This window comes from Streptomyces sp. 3N207 (assembly GCF_052246355.1).
GTDB lineage: Bacteria > Actinomycetota > Actinomycetes > Streptomycetales > Streptomycetaceae > Streptomyces.
On sequence record NZ_JBQQBV010000018.1, the window covers coordinates 24,343 to 41,677 of the forward strand.

Here is a 17,335-nt window from a genome sequence, read left to right on the forward strand (position 1 = left end):
CGTGCGCACACGAGGCGGCACAAAACGGTGAGGACCAGGCGTGAGTGGCGACGACGACACGCTCAGGACATACCGCGGCAAGCGGCGTTTCGACCGGACCGCGGAGCCCGAGGGCGAGCGCGCAGAGCGCAGCGATGAGCCGCACTACGTGGTGCAGATCCACGACGCGACGAGCCTGCACTTCGACTTCCGGCTGGAGTGGGACGGCGTCCTGAAGTCGTGGTCGGTTCCCAAGGGGCCCTCGACGGATCCGCACGACAAGCGGCTGGCCATGCCGGTAGAGGACCATCCGCTCGAATACCGCACCTTCGAGGGCGTCATCCCGAAGGGCGAGTACGGGGCCGGGCCGGTCATCGTGTGGGACGAGGGCACCTACGAACCGCTCTCCCGCGACTTCGGCAAGGCGCTGGAGAAGGGCCACATCTCCTTCCGGATGCACGGCGGCAAGCTGCGCGGCGACTGGGCGCTCTCCCGCTTCCGCAGCGGCGACGACGGCGAGCGTGAGGCGTGGTTGCTGGTCAAGAAGAACGACAGCCATGCCTCCTCGCGCGGCACTCCCGACCCGTGGCGCGTCCGCTCCGCCCGCAGCGACCGCACCCTCAAACAGGTCGCCGAGGAGGCGACCGAGCAGTGGACCCGGGAGGGCGGGCGGTCGTGAGCGGTCTGCTCGACACCCTGCCCGACGACCAGCGAGCGCTGCTGCGCCGGTCGCCGCCGGGTGCGACGCTGGCCGAGCAGCCGATGCGTGCCGAGCTGAGCGACAGACGGGATTTCCCCGCCGGCGGCTGGATCTTCGAGCGCAAGCTCGACGGGGTGCGGGCGCTCGCCGTACGGGAGGACGGCCGCGAACGGCTGCTGTCCCGCTCCGGGCGGCGCGTCGACGCGACGTACCCCGAGATCGTCGACGCACTGGCCGCACAGACCCGGTCCGACTTCACCGCCGACGGCGAGATCGTCGCCTTCGCGCACGGCCGCACGGACTTCGCCCGCCTCCAGCAGCGCATGCAGCTGAGCACCGAACGGCAGGCCAGAGCCAGCGGCGTGGCCATCACCTACTACGTGTTCGACCTGCTGCGGCTCGACGGCATGGACCTGACCCGGCTCCCGCTGCGCACCCGTAAGTCGCTGCTGCGCAGAGCGCTGGACTTCCGGGCTCCGCTGCGCTTCACCACCCACCGCAACGAGGGCGGTCAGCGGCTGCTGGACGAGGCGTGCGCGCACGGCTGGGAGGGGCTGATCGCCAAGCGTGCCGACGGCCGCTATCTGCAGCGCCGGTCGCCCGACTGGCTCAAGCTCAAGTGCGCCAGCGGCCAGGAGCTGGTCATCGGCGGCTTCACCGAGCCCGCCGGGACGCGCGTGGGCTTCGGCGCGCTGCTGCTCGGCTACTACGAGGGCGGCACGCTCCGCTACGCGGGCAAGGTCGGCACCGGCTACGACCACGCCACGCTGCTGTCCCTGCGCCGCGGTCTGGACGAGCTGGAGGTACGGCGCTCCCCGTTCGCCGACCCGGTCCGCGAGCGCGGCGCACACTGGGTGGAGCCGCGGCTCGTGGCACAGATCGGCTTCACCGAGTGGACCCGCGACGGAATGCTGCGGCATCCCCGCTTCCTGGGGCTGCGCGACGACAAGAAGCCCGAGGACGTCATACGCGAGACGCCCCGCGAACGCCGCCGCTAGAGCCCTCTCGGACGGCCGCCCGCCCGCGGCGCCCAGCCTGACCTGGGCGGCGTCCGCGTAGCCCGCGTATCGGAGGGGTACCCGGAGCATCAGCACGAGAGGAGGCCACCATGACGGGAGACGGCAGGGACATCCCCGCGGAGGAGGGCGTCACCACCGAGGACGCCGCCGAGATGCAGGCGGGCCCCGTCGAGGGCAGGCAGCCGGACGAGCGCAAGGAGCGCGGCAAGTGGCAGCCACCCGTGGAATCCGACCCGCCGCCCAGGGTGAGCGGAGACGACAGCGGCGGCCCGGACACCACGTTCCTGACCCCGCAGGCGGAGGCCGACGAGGAGCACGCGGAACCCGCCGACCCCGGCGCCGAGCCCGAGGATCAAGGTATCCCCGATCTCGGGGACGGTGCCCCGATGCAGCAGCGGTCCAGCGACCCGCAGCAGGAGTCGGTGCCGGGCGACACCCCGACCGCCGTCACCCGCTCAGCGCCCACGCCCGCCGAGATGCGGGAGGGCGAGACGCTGGACGAACGGCTCGCCGAGGAGGAGCCCGAGGAGTCCGAGCGGGAGGCCGTCTCCGGCCCGCCCGACGACCAGGCCGGAGTGCTCAGCGCCGACCCGGAAGCGGCTCCGCCCCGCCGCCAGGACGTCTACGGCCGCGAGACCGGCGAGGGCCCCGGCCTCTCCCCGGAGGAGCAGGCGCTGCATACGGTTGACGAGGAGCAGATGTGAGCCCGCGCCCCGTCGCAGGACCTACGCCGGGTCCAGCCGCAGCCGCAAAGAGAAGTGGTCCAGCGTCGCGGGCACCGGCACGGAGGCCCGCAGCTGGGGGTGCGAGGCGAGAGAGTACGCGTGCCGCTCCAGCAGCGCGGCCAGCAGCGTGCTGACGGTGAACAGCACCAGGTTCTCGCCCGGGCACCCGGCCGGGCCCGAACTGAACGGCATCAGCGCGGGGTTGGCCCGCGCTTTCCGTCCCGTCTCCTCCGTCCACTGCTGGGGTGCGAAGGCGTCCCCGTACGGTGCGGCGGGCTCGGCGCGGTGCAGATAGGGCGTGTAGAGGGCGAAAACCGTGCCGGCGGGCAGGGTGCCGCCCTTCCAGCCGGTCTCCGCGGTGCTCTCCCGGAGGATGAGCGGCGTCGTGGGCCACAGCCGTACCGACTCCAGCGCGCAGCCGCGCAGGAACGGCAGCTCGCGCGGGGTGTCCGGATCTCCGGTCGTCGCCTCCTCGTAGGCACGTGCGGCAGGCTGCGGGTGGGTGGCCAGCAGTGCCAGCGCCCGCACGGTCGCCATGCCCGCGGCGTCGTAGGCGAACAGCCAGTGCGGGATCTGGCCCGCCCGGTCGGTGCCCGTCGGCGCGGGGGTCCGCGCGACGTGCTCCGCGAGGCTGCCGGGCTCCGGATGGGCGACGTAGGAGCGTACGCGGGAGAGGAACGCGCTCCGCAGCCGCCTGCGGCGCGGACCGGCCAGCGACCAGTTGGCGGCCGAGCGCAGCGCGCCCAGTTGCGCGGTGAGCGTGGCGTCGTCGCGGGCCGCGTCCCCGAGGACGATGCGCCGGACCGTGCGCCACCACGCGGCGTCGAACTCCTCCCACAGCAGTTGTCCGGACCGCTCGGCCCCCTCCAGGAGCAGCGCCGCCTCCTCGCGTACGACTCCGGTCAGCCGCCCGGCGGTGTCGTGCAACGGCCGGGGCGTCTCCAGCACTTGCTCCACGAACTCCCGGCGCCGTGTCCGCTCCGCGCCGCCGGAGATGAGCACGCCGTGCGGCTGGAACTGCGCCAGTGAGCTGCGCTTCTCCGGCGTCGCCGGGCTGAAGGGCTCCGGCGTCTCCAGCAGGACGCGACGCGCGTCCTGGGGGTCCAGCACCATCGCGTACGACCGGCCCCGCACCGTCAGCGGGAGCGGTCCTGGGCCGTGCCGCTCGCGCAGCGCGCGCACCCGTTCGACGCCGCGCCGGTCCCAGCCGGTGCGCTCCACCAGCGACATCGCCCGCGGCCTGCGCACGATGACGCCGCCCGCCAGCACCGGCAGCAGTACGTCCCCCACCACGCCCGCCGCCTCCCGGGCGCCCAGCGTGGGCAGTGTCTCCGCCGGGCCGCCCGGGGTGTCCGCCGGGTTCGGCGTGCTCGGCTTCCCGGGCGCTTCCGTGCTGCTCTGGGTCGGTCGCATCTTCACTCCGCTCGCTCCGCGGGCCGGAGGTGCACCGGCCGCGCTGTCGGGTGCGTCGTTTCCAAGAGGGTCGCGGTACCCGTAGGTAATCGGGCGAAACGACGCGCGCGGCGACACCGTTTGCCACCCGGGACCCGGTGGTACCCACTGACGCGTCCGAGCGGGTCGCGGCGGAGGCAGGCCCCGACGGCGTGCTGCGGCGGCCGGCGCACCTCGCCGGGCACTCCAGCACCGTGGAGGGGAGGCGAACTGATGGGCAGTCGGCTGACGGCTGTTTCGGAGGTGGCGGCCTGGTGGGTGGTACTGGCCGGGCTGTGGCTCGTTCTCATCCAGACGGTCGACATCCTGGAGTGTTGCGTCGGCGCGGGGGCCGCGCTGTTCGCGGCGGTCGCCGGGCGGGCGGCCCGCAGGGCGGCGGTGCGGCGGTGAACGGCTGGCTCGCAGGGGGCTGCGCGCTGCTGCTGTGCGGCGTCCTCCCGGCGCTGTGCGGCGTGTGTACGGGCCCCGTCCGGCGCCGGGTCCTGGCGCAGAATCTCGTCACCGTGCTCGCAGCGCTCGCCCTGCTGCTGCTCTCCCAGGGCTGGGCCCGCCCCGCCTACACGGACATGGCGCTGGCCCTGGCCGTACTCGGCCCGGCCGGCACGCTGGTGTACGAGCGGCTGCTGGGCGAGGAACTGCGGGCCGACCGGCCGCCCGCGGCGGTGACCCGGGCCATGACGGTGCTCAGCACGGTGCCCGTGCCGCTGGTCGTGGTGCCGGTGTGCGCTGCGGCCACCCCCGGCAGGACGACGGTGAAACTGCTCCTCGTCGGATGTCTGCTGATGGCGGGCAGCGCCGTGTGCATGCGGGCCCTGACGTCACCTCCCGGAGGAGGTGAGCCGGTTGGATAGCGAACTGCCGGTGGCGCTCGCCCTGCTGCTGGTGACGCTGGCGGGTACGGCCACCGTGCTCACCCGTGACCCGGTGCGCCAGGCCACCGTCCTGGCGGGCCTCGGGCTGGCGCTCGCCCTGCTGTTCGCCGTGCTCCAGGCACCCGACGTGGCGCTCTCCCAGCTCGCCGTCGGCACCGCGCTGACCCCGCTGATGGTGCTGCTGTCCGTACGGAAGGTGCGGCGCAAGGCCGCGCGCAGCGAGCGGCGGGAGGAGCAGCAGTGAGCCGCCGGGTGCGGATGTGGGTGATGGCCGTCGGTTGGCTGGGGGTGGCCGCGCTGCTGGCCGCCGCCTGCTTCGCACTGCCCGGCTTCGGCGGCGCCTGGCATCCGTACGGCGCCCACGCGGTGGAAGCCGCGCTCGACAGGCACACCGCCAACACCGTCGCCTCGGTCAACTTCGACCAGCGGGCCTTCGACACCCTCGGCGAACAGGCCGTCCTCTTCGGCTCGGTGCTCGGCACCGTCGTCATCCTGCGTACCACCCGCGACGAGCGCCGGGTGGAGCCCGCACCGGCCCTCGTCCCGTCCCTCGTACGCCGCTACGCGCTGCTGGTGCTGCCCGTCACCCTGCTGACCGGGCTCTACATCGCCGCGCACGGCCAACTCAGCCCCGGCGGCGGATTCCAGGGCGGGGTGGTGGCAGCGACAGCGCTTCATCTGCTCTACATCGCCATCGACTACCGCGCCCTGCAGCGGGTCCGCTCGCTGACACTGTTCACACTGGCCGACGCGGCGGGCGAGGCGGGCTATCTGCTGGTCGGTCTCGGCGCTGTGCTCTCGGGCGCGGCCTTCCTGGAGAACGTCCTGCCGTACGGGACGTTCAACACGCTCTCCTCCGGCGGCACCGTGCCGCTGCTGAACGCCGCGATCGGAGTGGAGGTGGCCGCCGCCGTGGTGGTGCTGCTGGCGCAGTTCCTCGACCAGGCCATCGTGATCGAGGGCGGGGACGGATCGGAGCAGGCGGGCGGGTCCGGGGGCCGTGACGGCGAGAGGAGCGGCGCGTGAGCGTACTGCCGTACCTGGTCGCCTGCTGGCTCTTCCTGGCCGGCTGCTACGGGCTGGCCACCAGCCGGAACCTGATCCACGCGGTGGGCTCGCTGGCGGTCTGCCAGGCGTCGACGTACGTGCTGCTGCTGGCCGTCGGCTACCGGCGCGGCGGCACCGCGCCGGTCCACTCCGACATCCCGCCGGGCTCGCGGCCCGTCGTCGACCCGGTGGTGCAGGCGCTCACCCTGACCGATGTGGTCGTCGGCGCCACGGTCACCGCGCTGCTGCTCGCGCTCGTGGTCCAGGTCGCCAAGCGGCACGGCACCGTCGACCCCGACGAGCTGCGGGAGCTGCGGGGATGACGGCGGCTCAGGCCCTGCCCCTGCTGGTCGTGGCGCCGCTGCTGGGTGCCGCGCTGCTGGTGGCCACCGGCCGATGGCTGCCCAGGTATGTCGCGGAGGTCTTCGGCTGTGCGGTCGCCGCGGGAACGGCCGCGCTGGCGTTGGGGCTGCTGGTGACCGCCGCGGACGGCCCGGTGCCGGTGGAGTGGCTGGGCGGCTGGCGGCCCCGGCACGGCTCGGGCGTGGGGATCGTGCTGGTCGGGGACGGTACGGGGCTGGGGCTGACAGCGCTGGTCTCGGTGCTGGTGGTGGCCGTGCTGGTCTACTCATGGCGGTTCTTCGACGACCCGCCGCCCCGCCAGGCCGGAGCCTTCCCGGCGCTGATCCTGGTCTTCCAGTCGGGCATGTGCGGATTCACGCTGACCGGCGACCTGTTCAACGCCTTCGTCTTCTTCGAGCTGATGGGCGTGATCGCCTACGCGCTGACCGGCTACCGGGTAGAGGAGGCCCGCGCCGTCCAGGGCGCGCTCACCTTCGGCTTCCTCAACTCGCTGGGTGGCTACGCCACCTTGCTGGGCGTCGGGCTGCTGTACTCGCACACCGGAGAGCTCGGTCTCGCCCAGATGGGGCAGCGGCTGGACGCGGCCCCTGACGGCTCCGGCGTGCTGGTGAAGGCCGCGTTCGTGCTGGTGGCCGCCGGGTTCCTGATCAAGGCAGCTGCCGTGCCCTTCCACTTCTGGCTGCCCGACGCCCACACGGTGGCGCCCACCCCGGTGTGCATGCTGCTGTCCGGGGTGATGGTGGAGCTGGGCGTCTACGGGGTGGCGCGGCTGTACTGGACGGTGTTCGCCGGGCCCGGCGGCGTCCCGGAGGCGGGTGTGCACCGTGCGCTGCTGGCGCTGGGCGTGCTGACGGCCCTGACGGGCGCGCTGTTGTGCTGGTTGCAGCGGCACATCAAACGGCTGCTGGCCTTCTCCACCATCGCCCATACCGGGCTGTTCCTCGTCGCCCTGTCGGTCCTCACCCCGGAGTCCGTCTCGGGCGCCACGCTGTACGTCCTGGGTCATGCCGGGGTCAAGGCCGCCCTGTTCGCCTGCGCGGGCATCCTGGTGGACCGGTTCGGCAGCGTCGACGAGCGAGAACTGCACGGCAGGGGGCGGGAGTTGCCGCGCGTCGGAGCACTGTTCTGTCTCGGCGGGCTGGCGCTCGCCGGGCTGCCGCCGTTCGGTACGGGCCTGGGGAAGGCGGTCTCGGAGGAGGCCGCGGGCAGCTGGCAGACGGTCGTCTTCGTACTCGTCTCCGCCACCACCGGCGCCGCCGTACTGCGGGTCGCGGGCGGGGTCTTCCTGGGGCTGGGGGAGCCCGCGTCGGGGCAGCAGCTGAACCGTGCGGTACGTAAGGCGGCGGGAAAGCCGGCGGAAGAGTCACCACGTACGGCGTCGGAGTCGGCGGCGGAGGGGGAGGAACCGGACGGCGAAGGCGAGGAGACGACCGGCGCGGACGAACCGGCCGAGACCCCGGGGCGGGTGACCCGGGTGCCGGACACGATGCTCGCCTCCGCGGGCGCCCTCCTCGCGGGCGGTCTCGCGGTGGGGTGTGTGCCCCCGCTGTGGCCGGCCGTCAGCCGCGCCGCCGACACGCTCACCGACCACACCGGCTATGCCATGGCCGTGCTGTACGGCACGGAGCAGCCCGGCATCCACTCACCCGCCCCGCACTGGTCGGCGGCAGGCGTGCTGCTGGGGCTGTTGTCGGCCGCGCTCGCCGTCGGCGCGGCGTACGCTGCGCTGCGGACCGTGCCCAGCGGCCTGCGCCCCCGCTGGTCCGTACCGCTGCGCCGGCTGCACTCCGGACATGTCGGTGACTACGTGGCCTGTGCGCTCGTCGGAATCGCACTGCTGGCCGCGCTGGTGTGGTGACTTCGCTGCTCCGGTGAAGTGCGCCCCTCGCGCGCGCCCCCGATGACACATCGCACACACTTGATCTCAATCTGTGGCCAAAACTGTGCGGCTTTCGGTGGCTTGAGCTTGTATGTATTGAACTGCGCCTGACAGGTGGGGATCAGGCATCAAGGGGGGACCGAGTGTGATCCGGGTACTGCTGGTGCACGACGTGCGCATATTGCGATGCGCGCTTGCCGCCCTGGTCGGCAGGGAGCCGGACATGGCCATCGAAGCCGCTTCCGCGAAGGACGCGGCGCGACTGGCGCGGACGCGGACCACCGATGTGTGTGTCGTGGACGCCGATGTGACGGCGCGTTCCCCGCTGGACGAGCTGGCGGGGCTCTCCCGGACGGGTGCCGCACACCGGCTGCTGGTGCTGGTCAGCCAGCACTGTCCCGGTGCCCTGCGCAGGGCACTGGACGTGGGGGCACGCGGATTCGTGTGCAAGGACGCGCTGCCCGAGCAACTGGTGACCGGCATCCGGCGGGTCGCAGCAGGTGAGCGCTTCGTGGACAACGCGCTGGCGAACACGCTCCTGCGGGCCTCCGAAGTCCCGCTCAGCGAACGGGAGCTGACCGTGCTGTCGGCGGCGGCCGAGGGCGCGCCCGTCATCGAGATAGCCCGCCGCCTGGGGTTGTCGGCCGGCACGGTGCGCAACTACATGTCCGCCATCACCCGCAAGACAGGTGCCCGCAATCGGGTGGACGCCATCCGTATCTCTCGGGGGGCCGGCTGGCTGTGAGCACCCGGCCGAGGGCACGGCAAAGGCGCGGAAGTGACCGTGAACACCGCTACGCCCGGGAGCGCGTGGCCCAGCCCGCCGCCAGGTCGCGATAGAGCGCGGAGCACTCCAGCAGCTCCGGATGCGTGCCGCAGCAGGTGCGCTCCCCGTCCAGCACCAGCACCCGCTCGGCACGGAGCGCCGAGCTGATCCGGTGCGCGATCACCACCAGCGCACCGCCGCGCCGGATGAAGGCACTCTCGGCCACCTCCTCGGCAGCCGGGTCCAGATGACTGCCGGCCTCGTCCAGGACGGCCAGCGGCGCGGGGGAGAGATAGGCGCGGGCCAGCGCCAACTGCTGCCGCTCACCGGCCGAGAGCGCCACCGGATCCACCCACCCGTCGAGTCCGCCCAGCCGCCGTACCAGCGCCTGGGCACCCACCGTCTCGACGGCGCTGAGCAGCACAGGGCACGGCAACGGTCCGGAGCGTTCCGGCAGCAGACAGCACAGGTTGTCCCGCACGCTGCCGGTGAAGACGTACGACTCCTGGGGGATCAGCACCCGCTGCCCGGCCAATTGCTGCTGGAACAGCGGCTGTTCGGGGGCGACCGGCTGCCCGTACAGCCTGATCTCACCGTCCGAGGGCCGCAGCAGTCCGGCCACCAGCAGGGCAAGTGTGGACTTTCCGGCGCCGCTGGGCCCGACGACCGCCAGCCGCCCGCCTGCCGGGACGGTGAGATCGAGCCCCGAAAGCACCGGCGCCGCCGCCGGGCCGTAGGCGAAGGTGACGCCCCGCAGTTCGAGTGCGGGAACTCCCCGCCCGGCCGCCGCAACAGCAGCCGTCCTACGGGGTCCCGGCAGGCTCGGCAAGGGCGTATCCGGCGCCTCCGGGCCCGGGCCCGGCGCGCCCTCCCGCAGTCGGCCGATCACCACCGCGAGCCGGGCACCGGCCCCTCCCAGCCCGTGCACCAGGCTCTGCAGCGCGGGCAGCAGCGCCTGGGTGAGATACGTGAGCGCTCCCGCCAGCGCCCCGGCGCTCACCCCGTGCCGCAGCAGCCAGGGAGTGAGCAGCAGCAACAGCACCACGGGCAGCCGCCCGCCGAGGCCGAGAGCCAGGGCGCGGGTGACGCCCCAGCGGGCGAGTGCGTCGGCCGCCCGCCGCTCCGCCGTCACGCGCCGCTCCACCGACCGGCGTACCGTCTCCTGCGCACCGCACGCGGTCACGTCCCGCAGCGCGCGTACGGTCGTGCCCACCTCGCGTGCCAACTCCTCGTCGGCCACCAGGAAGTCCCGCTGTCTGCGGGCGAGCGGCCGCAGCGTCCCCGCGAAGACGGCGAGCCCCGCCACCAGCGGCGGTACGACGACGAGGAGCAGCACCGGCGCCAGCGCGGCCAGTCCCAAGGCCGCCCCCGTCAGCGTGAAGACGAACGATCGCGAGACCATCACCAGTCCGGCGAAGCTGTCCCGGGCTATCTCCACCTGGTGCGTCAGCCGGGAGACGACGCCGGTGCCGGACGCGTCGCCCGCGCCACGCCCCGGCGCGCCGGTGGCGGCGACGGCCTCGTACAGTCCCCGCCCCACCACGCGGCGCACCAGCTCGTCCCGCAGCGGTTCGGCGAGCGCCGCAACCTGGCGGTAGACCCGCGCCGTTCCCCACGCCCCCAGCAGCAGCCCCGAAGCGGCGCCGGACAGCCATGCCAGGCCCGTTGCCGGGCGGCCCGCCAGGAAACCGTCGTCCAGGGCGCGGGCGAGCGCGAAGCCCAGCGCGAAGGTGTACGCCGCCTCCAGCACCGACCAGCCCGCGAGCGCCACCAGCACCCGGGGGCGCCGCAGCAGGAAGGCCACCCCTGCCCGCCCGAGCCCTCGCCGAGCACTGCGCGGTGCCACCCGGAGGCGCGCCGTCGCCTTCCCCCTGCCCTCTCCGCTGCCCTTCCCGGACTCAGCCATCGCCGCTCCCGCTGCCGAACAGGGCCCGGTAGGCGGGCCGTTCCCACAGCTGCTCGTGCGGTGCCAGCGCACGGATCCGGCCACCGTCGAGCCAGGCGGTCAGGTCAGCGCGGGCGGCGGTCGAGGCGCGGTGCGCGACGACCAGCCGGGTCCGCGGCCCCACGGCCCCTCCGTTCCCTCCGTCCGCGCCCCCCGCGCCCACCAGTGCCCGCGTCACCTTCAGCTCCGTCACCGTGTCCAGGCTGGAGGTGGCGTCGTCCAGGACGAGCACCCGGCCGCCCTGGGCGAGTGCGCGGGCGAGACCCAGACGTTGGAACTCGCCACCGGAGAGCGGCGCCTGCTCGCAAGGGGTGTCATAGCCGTACGGCAGAGTGCGGACGAACTCCTCGGCACAGGCGGCACGCGCCGCCGTCCGGATGCGCGCCTCGCGAGCCGCCCCTTCGGCGCGGACACCCGCGGCGACGGCGTCACCGACGGTGGCGCCGAAGAGGACGGGGCGCTCGAACGCGAAGCCGACGGCCCGGCGCAGCGCCGCCGGTTCCAGCTCGGCCAGGTCGGCGCCGTCCAGCAGCACCCGCCCGGCCTCCGGTTCGACGAGCCGCCCGGCGACCGCCGCCAGCAGCGACTTGCCGGCGCCGGACCGGCCGACCACCGCGACCGTCGTCCCGCCGGGCACCACGAGATCCACGCCGCGCAGCACCGCCTCCCCGCCGTACGAGGCCCGGACACCGCACAGTTCCAGCCGACCCGCACCGGTGCCCGCGGTGTGCTCCGGCACCATCCGCCGCCCGCCCGGCATGGGGGCGACGTTCAGTACCTCCGCCAGCCGCTGCGCCGCGGTACGGGCGCGCACCAGGGCGTTGAGCTGTCCGACGAGCGTGCCGACGCCCGCCGCCAGAACGGCGTAGCGCGTGGCGGCGACCAGCCCGCCGACGCTCAGCTCTCCCTCGCTCAACAGCAGCCCGCCGACCGCGACCACAGCCACCTGGAGCAGCGGCACCAGTACGGCGGCCTGTGCGGTGGCGCGGCCCTGCACGTGCCACATGCGGTGTCCGTGCGCGGACAGCTCCGCCAACGGCTCCAGCACCCGGGCCCGTTCGCGCTCCCGGATGCCGCCCGCCGCGATGGTGCGGGCCCCGGCCAGTGCCTCCACAAGCCGCCCCGCGAGCCGGGCCTGCGTCTCCTGGTAGCGGGCCACACAGTCGGTCGAGGTGCGGGAGAACGCGCGCAGCAGCAGCACCAGCAGCGGTGTACCGGCGAGGAAGACGGCGGCGAGCCGCAGATCGAGCAGGGCGAGCGCCACCAGCGCCCCCACCGGCGTCACCGCGGCGGCCAGCGCCGAGGCAACACTGCTTGGCCCCGTGCCCGCGTGCGCCGCGTTGCCGGTGCAGCGGGTGACCAGGTCGCCGTGGGCGAAGCGCTCCGCACGCAGCGGGCCGACCGCCAGCAGACGGCCGACGAGGCGGGAGCGCAGCCGCGCCGTGGTACGGGAGTTGAGCGTGCCGGTGAGCACGGTGTCGGCGGCGTCCAGCACCACCAGCGCACACGTCAGCACCGCGCATCCGGCGAGCCAGCGGGACGCTTCCGCACTGCCGGCCCCTTCGCCGGCGAGCAGCAGGTCGAGAGTACGGCCGAGGGCGGCGGGCAGCGCCAGTCCGGCACCTGCTGCGGCCGTTGCCGAGAGAAAGAGCGCCACCGTACGCCGCAGCTGCGGGCGTGACGCGGCAAGCAGCAACCGGTCGGCCGCCGCCGGGGCCCCGCCGGTCCGCCGCCCGGAGACAGAAGAGCGCCCCTGGGCGGGGGGAGAACCCCGCCCAGGAGCACCGGGTGTTTGTGTCACCCGGTCACAGGCACAGGAGCGTGCTGTGGGAGCTGTGCTTGTCGCACAGGAGGAGGCTCGCGCTACTGTCGTCGCCGCCGCCGGTCCGCTCCTCGGGCTCCATCGTCTGCAGGTCGAGCAGTGCCATGGTGGTTTCCTTCCCTATCGGGGTGTTGGGTTGTGTGTGTTGCAGGGACGGTGGTGGTTCAGTACGGCCCCCGTCCCGGAGGCCGGTCTATGAGCGCCGCCCAGGGCTTTGCCCGGCGGCTCTTGCGTACCCGGCATGGGGGGCTGCGCCTGCCCACCCGGCGCCCCTGGCGCAGACTGCCCAAGCTCGGCGCAGCGCGGGGCGGGCAGGGGCACCCCCTTGCCGGCAGATGCGCCGGAGACGGCTCAGGGCGGCGACGGCGGTGCGAGGAAAGGCAGGCTTGCCCCGCCCGAGCCGGCGGCAGCCCCCGCGGCGAGCAGGCAGCCTGCCGTGCCGGTCGCCAGGTCCATCGACAGCCGCATCATCTGGTCGCCGGGGAAGGCGAGGCCCCCCTGGTAGGCCATGCCGTACCAGCCGAGCCTCGCGAGCTGCGCCTCCCGGTCGGCCTCGGTGACCTGGGGAGTGCTGGTCCTGCTGAGGTGCAGCAGCATTCCGGCGCGGCCCTGGAAGAGGCCGGGCTGCGCGTAGTAGCGCATCCGGGCAGCGGGCAGGATCGCTTCCCGTGCGCGTGCGAACCCGGCGTGCTCCGGCCGGTGCCCGAGGAAGTCGTCCAGCACCATGGCGATCCCCACGCTGCCCGCGCCCAGGTACGGCATGACGCGGCTGCCCTCGTCCACCTGCCAGGTCCCCGCGCTGTCCTGGACGCAGTGCGCCAGATCGCGGTCGAGCGCGCGTTCCGCCAGATCGAGCAGCGCGGGGTCACCGTGCTGCTCGTACCGCCGCAGGAACAGCAGCGCAGCTCCGGTCGCACCGTGCAGCAGTCCGGCTCTGTTGACGCCCGGGGCCCGGTCGTCCGGCTCGTCCAGCCGCTGGGCCAGCAGCTGTGCGGCCTCGTCGGAGGCGGAGCGCAGCTGCTGCTCCGCGGTGTCGTGGGCGAGCTGCTCCAGGGCGAGGCCCAGACCGGCGAGTCCGCCGTGCAGCGAACTGCCCAGACGCTGCCATTTCTCGTCCAGCACCTGCTCGGTGAGCTCCAGTGCCCGCTTGGTGTGTCCGAACCGGGCCAGTACGCAGGCGACTCCGGGCAGTCCGTCGTAGAGCCCCAGCGGGGTGCCGCGCGGCGGGGGATCGGTATGCCGCAGCAGCCACTCCTCGCCCTCCGGGTACCGGCCCGCGCCGGTCTCGGCGAGTGCGTGCAGCACCCCGGCGGCACCGTGCGCCAGGCCGAGTCCGCCGCCGTCGCCGAACTGTGCGATGTCGCCCGGGAAGAGACGGTCGTCGCGCTCGGGCGTGGCCGAGGCGAGGATCGCCCGCGTCATTGCCGCACGCGCTGTCGGCCAGTCGCCGAGTGCGACGGGAGCAGCGGCGCGAACCGGCCGGCGAGGCGCTGGGGAACGGGCCGCGAGGGCGTCCGCAGCGGCGCGCGCACTGGTGGCGGTGCGGGAGGCCGGATCCTCCGTGCGGGCACCCTCGATGGTGGCGACCGCCTCGGCCAGGAACCCCTCCGGGATGCCGGGGAACTGCTCGGCCGCGATCCCGGCCAGATGTGCTGCCTTGCCGCGGTCGACGGCCAGCAGCGTCGTCATCGGGACGAACAGCGCCAGCCGCAGACACGCCAGCGCGTAACGGTCGATGTCGTAGCGGGTACGGTCGGCCGGGGCGATGAAGCCGGGGTGGGCGACGATCTGCCGCGGATCGTCCGCCGCGGGCGCCGCCGCCTCGAAGTCCAGCAGTGCGACGGACTGTTCGTCCGGCGCGACCATGATGTTGAACATATGCAGGTCGTTGAAGACGATGCCCCGCCCGTGCACCGCCGCTACGGCCTGCTCGACCAGCCGGTGCATCCGCAGCGCCCACTCGGTGTACCGGGCCACTGCTTCCGGATCGGGCTCGGCGCTCAGCAGCGGGTGACGCTTGGCGAAGAAGGAGTTGAGGGTCTGGCCCGCCAGCTCCTCCATCACCAGGAACCGGTGCCCGTCCAGCTCGAACCAGTCGCGTATGGCCGGAACCACCGGCAGCCCGGCGAGCCGGTCGAGCGCGGCCTTCTCCCGCTCCAGCCGCGCCACCGCGTCGGCCCCGTCGGCGGCGAGCCCGGCGTGCGGCCGGGCCTCTTTGAGCACGACCCGGCTCCCGTCGCGGGTGTCGGTACCGCCGTACACCCCACCGCCGTTGGAGAAGTGCAGGGCCCGCTCGATGCGGTACGGCAGGTCCGTCACACTGGCCGCGGCACGCGCCGCCAGCTGCGGGCGCAGGAACGCGGGCAGCTCCACACCGTCCGGCACCCGGAACGCGGGGTCCTTGCGGTCGGGTACGAGCCGACCGTGCGCGTCCTCCACGGCGGGCACGAGCCTGCCCTGGCCGTCGACGCAGAAGCGCGGTGCGAAGCCCCCGTACCGTACGTACAGCGGCCCTTTGCGCCAGCGCAGGTCCGTGAGAATGTACGGGCCCGGCCGGCCGTCCAGTATTTCCCCCAACTCGCGCAAAATACTTTCGAGTTGCGCTTCGTCGGCCGGATAGATGGTGGCAAATTTCCCGCTCGTGCCGCGCCCGGCGTATTTGGCATTGCGCAGGTACAGCAGAGTGCGGTGCGGTACGAATTTGAAGGGAATTCTGCGGGGTACGCAGTAGTCCCGGACGGCCGTGCCGATCTCGTTCGCGTTCTCCAGTGTGGCCGAGGCGTGGATCTTCCAGCCCTGGAGCGGGAACTCGCCGGTCAGTGGGCGGAGTTCCAGCCAGTCGCCGGACCTGGTCTGCCGCCATCCGGCAGGCACCGGGCGGCTGGCCACCGGTAACTCTCCGGGGTCCGGCTCCGGGGCGTCGTCGTCGCCCGGTGCGGAGGCCGGTGCATCGCCTTGTGCGGTGCTCGATGCGGAATGCGACAAGCGGTCCGGCGTGTCGTAGAAATACGGGTCGGCGAGACAGAAAATCTCGTACCGCTTGTCCATCGTTTCCCTCCCCTGGGAAGCACGGGATCAAGCGTGCAGCACGGGAAGGGGAATGGGTAGTCAATTCTGTCATGAACCGAATGTGAGAAATGCATGGGCAGCCCGTCGGTCATCCGCCGGCCATCGGCAATTTCCCACAGGAAACGTCACGTTCACACGCCGAGCCCCAGATCCCCGCTGTCCGGAACGGGACACAGGCGATACTCCTTCGCGGCTTGTCCAGCGGGGAACGGCGCGATCAACGACGACGAGCTCCGCAGCCCGGCGGCGGCAGGCAGGGGCGCCCCTTCCCGGCACAGGCGAGGGCGCGGCAAGATCCACCGGACACGGCCTGCTGACCGATCAGGTGCCCGGCGTGATGACAGCCTGCCCGGCGGCGACGCCCGTCGCCGCCGGGTCCGTGCCGGGTTCCAGGGACCAGGCGCCCGCCAGCAGTTCCTCGACGAGTTCGTCCAGCTCCAGGCGGCGCTCCACCCGTTGCAGGTCCGGGACCCGGGCCCGGGTGCTGACCTGGCGGGGGGCCAGCAGCGAGCAGCAGTCCTCGTCGGGCAGTACCGAGACGTCGGCGGTGCCAAGAGCGCGCGCCTCGTCGATGATCTCCTGTTTCTCCCAGCCCAGCAGCGGACGCAGCAGCGGAACCGAGGCCGCCTCGTCGACGGCCGCCATATTGGCCACCGTCTGGCTTGCCACCTGTCCCAGGCTGTCCCCGGTCACCAGCGCCTCCGCGCCCAGCCGCCGGGCCAGCGCGCTCGCCGTCCGCGCCATCAGTCTGCGCTGGGCTACCACCTGGAGCCGCCCGGCCCCCGCGATCGCGAGCTGCTTTTGTGCCTTGCCCAGCGGGACGACCCACAGGGCGCGGTCCGGCTGGAAGCGGTTGAGCTCGCGGGCGAGTGCGTACGCCTTGTAGACGGAGGAAGCGTTGGTGTACGGAGCGCCGGTGAAGTGCACGAAATCGCAGGCCAGTCCGCGGCGCATGGCCCGGTAGGCGGCGACCGGCGAGTCGTAGCCCCCGGACAGCAGGGCCAGCGCCCGGCCGCTGGAGCCCACCGGCAGTCCGCCCTGGCCCGGCATCCGGCTCCAGGACAGATAGCTGGCGTGCCGGTCCACCTCCACCGCCAGCTCGACGTCCGGCGCCGAGAGGTTGACCCGCGCCCCCGTCTCCAGCCGCACCCGCTCACCGATGGCGACGGCCAGCTCGGTGGAGGTCAGCGGAAAGGACTTGTCCCGCCGCTTCGGACGTACGGCGAAACTCACCTCTCCGCCGCCGCCGGTGCGCTCGTCCCGCACCCGGCGCAGGGCACGCACCGCGTGGGCGCCGATGTCCTCGACGGTGCTGGGGATGCGCACGGCCGGCTGCACCAGGCTGAAGCCGATCACGCGGCGTACGCAGTCCACGAGTTCCTCCAGCGGAGGCGCGCCGCCCACCAGGGTGACGCTGCGGCCCTTCTCGACCCACGTCGGGCCGGGGAGCGTGCGCAGCGCGTCCCGCAGATTGCGGTAGAGCAGCTCCTCGAAGCGGGCGCGGTTACGGCCGCGCAGAAAGACCTCGCCGTGCTTGAGCAGGACGCACTCGCGCACATGCTCCGGCGCGGCCCGGCGCGGGTGTGTCTCGCTCGCCGGCTGCCCCTCGGCGCGTGGACGGGGTCCTGAGTCGGTCACGGAACTCTCCTCCTGACGACCAGGCTATGCGACCCTGCCCCCGTCGTGATCGCCCTGCC

At 73.4% G+C, this 17,335-nt stretch carries 16 protein-coding genes; 10 read left to right on the forward strand and 6 right to left on the reverse strand.

Annotated features, from left to right (window positions below; genetic code table 11):
* Positions 1-40: 40 nt before the first annotated feature.
* The 3 genes from ACTWP9_RS25390 (at position 41) to ACTWP9_RS25400 (ending at position 2,402) form a co-directional block, all read left to right on the forward strand.
* Positions 41-658: a DNA polymerase ligase N-terminal domain-containing protein gene (locus ACTWP9_RS25390; RefSeq protein ID WP_443248588.1), complete on the forward strand. Its 618-nt coding sequence runs from the start codon at positions 41-43 to the stop codon at positions 656-658.
* Positions 655-1,677, forward strand: coding sequence for a non-homologous end-joining DNA ligase (gene ligD / locus ACTWP9_RS25395; protein ID WP_443248589.1), 1,023 nt, complete (start codon positions 655-657; stop codon positions 1,675-1,677). The genes ACTWP9_RS25390 and ligD overlap by 4 nt, the downstream gene beginning before the upstream one ends.
* Before the next feature lie 110 nt (positions 1,678-1,787).
* The gene (locus tag ACTWP9_RS25400) at positions 1,788-2,402 is read left to right on the forward strand and encodes a DUF5709 domain-containing protein (protein WP_443248590.1); all 615 of its coding nucleotides are present in this window, start codon (positions 1,788-1,790) and stop codon (positions 2,400-2,402) included.
* Positions 2,403-2,423: 21 nt separating this feature from the next.
* On the opposite strand, the gene ACTWP9_RS25405 is transcribed toward ACTWP9_RS25400, so the two are convergent.
* Entirely contained in the window at positions 2,424-3,836 is a 1,413-nt protein-coding gene (locus ACTWP9_RS25405) for a cytochrome P450 (RefSeq protein ID WP_443248591.1), read from the reverse strand.
* Between the two features lie 252 nt (positions 3,837-4,088).
* Between ACTWP9_RS25405 and ACTWP9_RS25410 the strand changes: the two genes are divergently transcribed.
* The 7 genes from ACTWP9_RS25410 (at position 4,089) to ACTWP9_RS25440 (ending at position 8,781) form a co-directional block, all read left to right on the forward strand.
* Positions 4,089-4,265 (forward strand): hypothetical protein, encoded by a 177-nt coding sequence (locus ACTWP9_RS25410; RefSeq protein WP_443248592.1) that lies wholly within the window; start codon positions 4,089-4,091, stop codon positions 4,263-4,265.
* Entirely contained in the window at positions 4,262-4,726 is a 465-nt protein-coding gene (locus ACTWP9_RS25415; protein ID WP_443248593.1) for a monovalent cation/H+ antiporter complex subunit F, read from the forward strand. The genes ACTWP9_RS25410 and ACTWP9_RS25415 overlap by 4 nt, the downstream gene beginning before the upstream one ends.
* Complete coding sequence (locus ACTWP9_RS25420; protein ID WP_443248708.1) at positions 4,719-4,991, forward strand: Na(+)/H(+) antiporter subunit B; 273 nt, start codon at positions 4,719-4,721, stop codon at positions 4,989-4,991. Before ACTWP9_RS25415 ends, ACTWP9_RS25420 begins: the two co-directional genes overlap by 8 nt.
* On the forward strand, positions 4,988-5,773 hold the full coding sequence (locus ACTWP9_RS25425; protein ID WP_443248594.1) for an MnhB domain-containing protein: 786 nt from the start codon (positions 4,988-4,990) through the stop codon (positions 5,771-5,773). Before ACTWP9_RS25420 ends, ACTWP9_RS25425 begins: the two co-directional genes overlap by 4 nt.
* Positions 5,770-6,117 carry a sodium:proton antiporter gene (locus ACTWP9_RS25430; RefSeq protein ID WP_443248595.1) on the forward strand — a complete coding sequence of 116 codons (348 nt, stop codon included), beginning with the start codon at positions 5,770-5,772 and terminating at the stop codon, positions 6,115-6,117. The genes ACTWP9_RS25425 and ACTWP9_RS25430 overlap by 4 nt, the downstream gene beginning before the upstream one ends.
* Positions 6,114-8,015 carry a complex I subunit 5 family protein gene (locus tag ACTWP9_RS25435; RefSeq protein WP_443248596.1) on the forward strand — a complete coding sequence of 634 codons (1,902 nt, stop codon included), beginning with the start codon at positions 6,114-6,116 and terminating at the stop codon, positions 8,013-8,015. The genes ACTWP9_RS25430 and ACTWP9_RS25435 overlap by 4 nt, the downstream gene beginning before the upstream one ends.
* A 166-nt stretch (positions 8,016-8,181) precedes the next feature.
* The gene (locus tag ACTWP9_RS25440; RefSeq protein WP_443248597.1) at positions 8,182-8,781 is read left to right on the forward strand and encodes a LuxR C-terminal-related transcriptional regulator; all 600 of its coding nucleotides are present in this window, start codon (positions 8,182-8,184) and stop codon (positions 8,779-8,781) included.
* A gap of 49 nt (positions 8,782-8,830) precedes the next feature.
* On the opposite strand, the gene ACTWP9_RS25445 is transcribed toward ACTWP9_RS25440, so the two are convergent.
* The 5 genes from ACTWP9_RS25445 to thiI all read right to left on the reverse strand — a co-directional run bounded on the left by ACTWP9_RS25445 (position 8,831) and on the right by thiI (position 17,276).
* A complete protein-coding gene (locus tag ACTWP9_RS25445) occupies positions 8,831-10,708 on the reverse strand; it encodes an ATP-binding cassette domain-containing protein (RefSeq protein ID WP_443248598.1) in 1,878 nt (625 codons plus the stop codon).
* Entirely contained in the window at positions 10,701-12,548 is a 1,848-nt protein-coding gene (locus tag ACTWP9_RS25450; RefSeq protein WP_443248599.1) for an ATP-binding cassette domain-containing protein, read from the reverse strand. The genes ACTWP9_RS25445 and ACTWP9_RS25450 overlap by 8 nt, the downstream gene beginning before the upstream one ends.
* A gap of 4 nt (positions 12,549-12,552) precedes the next feature.
* Positions 12,553-12,675 carry a SapB/AmfS family lanthipeptide gene (locus ACTWP9_RS25455; protein WP_016471140.1) on the reverse strand — a complete coding sequence of 41 codons (123 nt, stop codon included), beginning with the start codon at positions 12,673-12,675 and terminating at the stop codon, positions 12,553-12,555.
* A 245-nt stretch (positions 12,676-12,920) separates the two neighbouring features.
* Positions 12,921-15,617, reverse strand: coding sequence for a class III lanthionine synthetase LanKC (gene lanKC, locus ACTWP9_RS25460; protein ID WP_443248600.1), 2,697 nt, complete (start codon positions 15,615-15,617; stop codon positions 12,921-12,923).
* Positions 15,618-15,959: 342 nt separating this feature from the next.
* Positions 15,960-17,276, reverse strand: coding sequence for a tRNA uracil 4-sulfurtransferase ThiI (gene thiI, locus ACTWP9_RS25465; protein ID WP_443248601.1), 1,317 nt, complete (start codon positions 17,274-17,276; stop codon positions 15,960-15,962).
* Positions 17,277-17,335: the final 59 nt, after the last annotated feature.